Below are 3,511 nucleotides of genomic sequence, written 5' to 3'. Positions count from 1 at the left end.
CTTCGGTCTTGCGTTTCCGACTCTATCAGACCGTTTCCGGTTCCGATTTCCTCGGTGCTTTCCAGGTTCCCGCTTCCGCGTTTCCCTTTCCGGCGCTCCCAACATTATCAGAAGTTTCGAGCCGGACTGACCGACCGTCTGTTTCCGCTTTATCGGGAAGGAGCTCCTGCGAAATCGAGATTTCCAGGAGCAAGTAGAAACTTACCGCTGCCGAGCGGGATGAACCCGGCTCCAGGCAACTGTTCGAATCTACCTCCCCGCATGGTCCGTGTCAACGGCTCCTGTGGGGCGAAGGAGACAGTAGCAGCTCACCACGGTTGCCTGCACATCAGGCGGCTGTGGGCACCACGGCGCTGCGCTCGGCCACCTCGACGTCTCCGGTGTCTCCGGCACGCGCGGCTCGTCCGCCCAGGACGAAGACGTAGGCGAGGAAGGCCAGCTCGGCGACTACCCCTATGGCGATGCGGGCCCAAGTGGGCAGGCCGGAAGGGGTTACAAAGCCCTCGATGGCGCCGGAGACGAAGAGGACCAGGGCGAGGCCTATCGCCATGCCCACGGCGGCTCGGCCCTCCTCGGCCAGTGCGGTGCGCCGGGAACGGGGGCCCGGATCTATCAAGGTCCAGCCGAGGCGCAGTCCTGTACCGGCGGCGACGAAGACCGCCGTGAGCTCCAGGAGGCCGTGTGGAAGTACGAGGCCGAGGAAGGTGTCGAGGCGGCCGGCCGAGGACATCAGGCCGATGCCGACGCCGAGGTTGAGCATGTTCTGGAAGAGGATCCACAGGACCGGAAGGCCCAGGAAGACTCCGAGGACCAGGCACATGGCGGCGGCCTGCGCGTTGTTCGTCCACACCTGGGCGGCGAAGGAGGCCGCGGGGTGGCTGGAGTAGTAGGTCTCGTACTGGCCGCCGGGACGTGTGAGCTCGCGCAGTTCGGTGGGGGCGCCTATGGAGGACTGGACCTCGGGGTGGGTGCCGATCCACCAGCCCAGCAGTGCTGCGACGACCGTGGAGAGCAGTGCGGTGGGCACCCACCAGCGGCGGGAGCGGTAGACGGCGGCGGGGAAGCCGTGGGCGAGGAAGCGTGTGACATCGCGCCAGGAGGCGCGGCGGGTTCCTGTGACGGCACTACGCGCGCGTGCCACGAGTTGGCTGAGTCGACCCGTGAGCTGAGGGTCAGGGGCGCTGGACTGAATCAGGGAGAGGTGGGTGGCGGTGCGTTGGTAGAGGGCGACGAGTTCGTCCGCCTCGGCGCCGTTGAGACGGCGTCGGCGCCCCAGCAGGGCGTCGAGGCGGTCCCACTCGGCTCGGTGGGCGGTGACGAAGACGTCGAGGTCCATCGGTCTGCCAGCTCCTCGGCTGATCGTCGGCTGCCGTCGTGAGAGTCAGCTTGTCGTACTGCGGCGCGATGCGCCCTCAGCTTGGCAGACTGGCCGTCCAAGAGGCAGTGCAGGGGAAGGGACGGCGGGCGCGTGAGTGAGCTGGTGACGGGCGAGGCGGTGGCGCTGGAACTGCGCCCTGCGAGGCTGCCCAGCAGGGCGTTGGCCGTGCTGATCGATCTGGCTCTGGCCATGGCTGTGTACATCGCCGTGACCGTCGCGCTGGTGGCCGCTTCCGCCTCTCTGGACGACGCGGCTCAGGTCGCGATCTCGATCGCTGCGTTTCTGCTCGTGCTGGTGGGCGGGCCTATCGCGGTCGAGACGCTGAGTCATGGTCGGTCCTTGGGGAAGCTCGCCGTAGGGCTGCGTGTGGTGCGGGACGATGGTGGGCCGATCCGGTTCCGGCATGCCCTTGTGCGGGGCGCCATCGGGGTTGTCGAGATCGTGATGACGTTCGGGGTCATCGCCTGTATCGCCTCGCTCGTCTCGGCGCGGGGGCGGCGGCTGGGTGACGTGTTCGCGGGGACGCTGGTCGTACGGGAGCGGATTCCCGTCGCGCCCAGCGGTTTCGTGCCGCCGCCTCCGCCCTGGCTGGCCGGGCGGTTCACGGAACTCGATCTGTCGGCGGTCCCCGACGGTCTGTGGCTTGCCATCCGGCAGTACCTGACGCGGATGCACCAGCTCGACCAGCAGGTCGGCTTGGCCATGGCGGCGCGGCTGGCGTCCGAGCTGGCGGCGAGTACCGGGGCTCCGGCGCCGCAGGGGGTGCCGGCGGGCGCGTATCTGGCTGCGGTGGTGCAGGAGCGGCAGGCGCGGGAGGTCCGGAGGGCCTTCGGCGGCGGTACATCGGGGTCGGCACCGGGGGCGCATGCGTCGGCACCGTCACCTGTGGCGGGGTACGGACCTGTGGCCGGGGTCCCTGGGAGCTACCCGTACCCGGGCGGGCAACCCGCGGCCGCGGCCGCGCCCCCTCCTCGGCCACCCGTCGTCTACGGCACCGGAGCGGCTCCTGGCGCGGAAGGTCCCGGTGTTCCCGCGGCAGCCGGTGACCCGTCCGAGGCCTCCCGGCCCGCCGTGCCGCAGGAGGGCAGGCCCGCATCCGGGTTCGTACCGCCTGCGTGACGTTCTGCCGCCCGTGGCCACGCCTGGCCGGAGCAGATTCAGTCGAGCGGTGGATCGGGGAACGCGGACGGCGGGGATTCGAGGTCCTCCAGCTCGATCCCGGGAGCCGCGAGGACCACGTCCCCAGCGATGTGCACGGAGTGCTGTTCGCCGGTGTCCAAGGCTGTGACCTGGTATTCCTCCACGGTCAGGGGGCCGTTGTCAGTGGCGTGTGCTTCTCTTCTCAGCAAGGTCCAGGACTGGTCCACGGTGCGCGGGGCGAGGACGGGATCCGTGAAGGCCACGAGGCGTACGCGCGTTGCTGAGAAGGAGGGGGTGAGGCGCAGGAGGCGAGTGGTGGCGACGAGGAACGCGGGGGACGTGCCGGTGAAGGCGTGGGCGGTGACATTGCCTTCTGTGGCGTGGGTCCCGGTGGGGTCCGTGCGGACCCAGGTGACACCGTCGAGCGCGGCACCGCGCACCTGCCAGCTCGCGGCGTGGAGTTCGAGGCGGATGGGGCGGCCGAGGTCGTCGAGGGTGAGGTCGACCGAACCGCTGTGACCACCTTCGGGGTTGGTCAGTTGAGAGACATAGCGCCAGCCGGACGGGCCGGGGGCGCACTGGAAGTGTTCTTCCGCGAGGGGGGTGTGATCGTGCGGATCGTGGAGCGAATAGCGGCCGCGGGGCATGGGGGTCCTGGGTTCTGACGGGCTGTCCGGGGTGCGCGGCCGGTCCTGGGTGCGCGGGGTGCGCGGCCTGATCGGGCCGGCGGTCGCACGGCGGGGAGAGACGGCCGAGAAAGGGCCACGAGACCAAAGGGGCAGGCCCCCGACACGGGGGTGCGGGGGCCTGTCTCTGAGGAACTACTGCTGGGCCGTGGATCGGGGCTGTGCCCTGATCCACGGCTGTGCCCTGCGGCTCAGTAGCGGTAGTGGTCCGACTTGTACGGGCCGTCGACCTCGACGCCGATGTAGGCCGCCTGCTCCGGGCGCAGCTCGGTCAGCTTCACACCGAGCGCGTCCAGGTGGAGGCGGG

At 69.8% G+C, this 3,511-nt stretch carries 4 protein-coding genes; 1 reads left to right on the top strand and 3 read right to left on the bottom strand.

The genetic code is table 11. From position 1 onward, the window contains the following. Nucleotides 1-328: 328 nt before the first annotated feature. Nucleotides 329-1,336 (bottom strand): stage II sporulation protein M, encoded by a 1,008-nt coding sequence (locus tag H295_RS0142470; RefSeq protein ID WP_020141451.1) that lies wholly within the window; start codon nt 1,334-1,336, stop codon nt 329-331. 132 nt (nt 1,337-1,468) lie between these two features. On the opposite strand from H295_RS0142470, the gene H295_RS0142465 reads away from it, so the two are divergent. Beyond that, entirely contained in the window at nt 1,469-2,497 is a 1,029-nt protein-coding gene (locus H295_RS0142465) for an RDD family protein (RefSeq protein WP_020141450.1), read from the top strand. Between the two features lie 38 nt (nt 2,498-2,535). Here H295_RS0142465 and H295_RS0142460 read toward each other — a convergent pair whose 3' ends face one another. After that, nucleotides 2,536-3,165 carry a hypothetical protein gene (locus tag H295_RS0142460; RefSeq protein ID WP_020141449.1) on the bottom strand — a complete coding sequence of 210 codons (630 nt, stop codon included), beginning with the start codon at nt 3,163-3,165 and terminating at the stop codon, nt 2,536-2,538. Nucleotides 3,166-3,395: 230 nt separating this feature from the next. Continuing rightward, nucleotides 3,396-3,511, bottom strand: a 116-nt coding sequence (locus H295_RS46445; protein ID WP_158691140.1) for an adenosylhomocysteinase, incomplete at its 5' end; no start/stop codon positions are given.

Origin of the sequence: Streptomyces sp. 351MFTsu5.1 (assembly GCF_000383655.1) — a bacterium.
Lineage (GTDB): Bacteria > Actinomycetota > Actinomycetes > Streptomycetales > Streptomycetaceae > Streptomyces > Streptomyces griseorubiginosus.
The sequence above is the reverse complement of the archived record's forward strand: the minus strand, read 5'-3'. Positions and strand labels throughout refer to the sequence as shown.

Coding starts and splice junctions, on each gene's coding strand:
- H295_RS0142470 (WP_020141451.1), bottom strand. CDS start 1,336: ATGGACCTCGACGTCTTCGTCACCGCCCACCGAGCCGAGTGGGACCGC.
- H295_RS0142460 (WP_020141449.1), bottom strand. CDS start 3,165: ATGCCCCGCGGCCGCTATTCGCTCCACGATCCGCACGATCACACCCCC.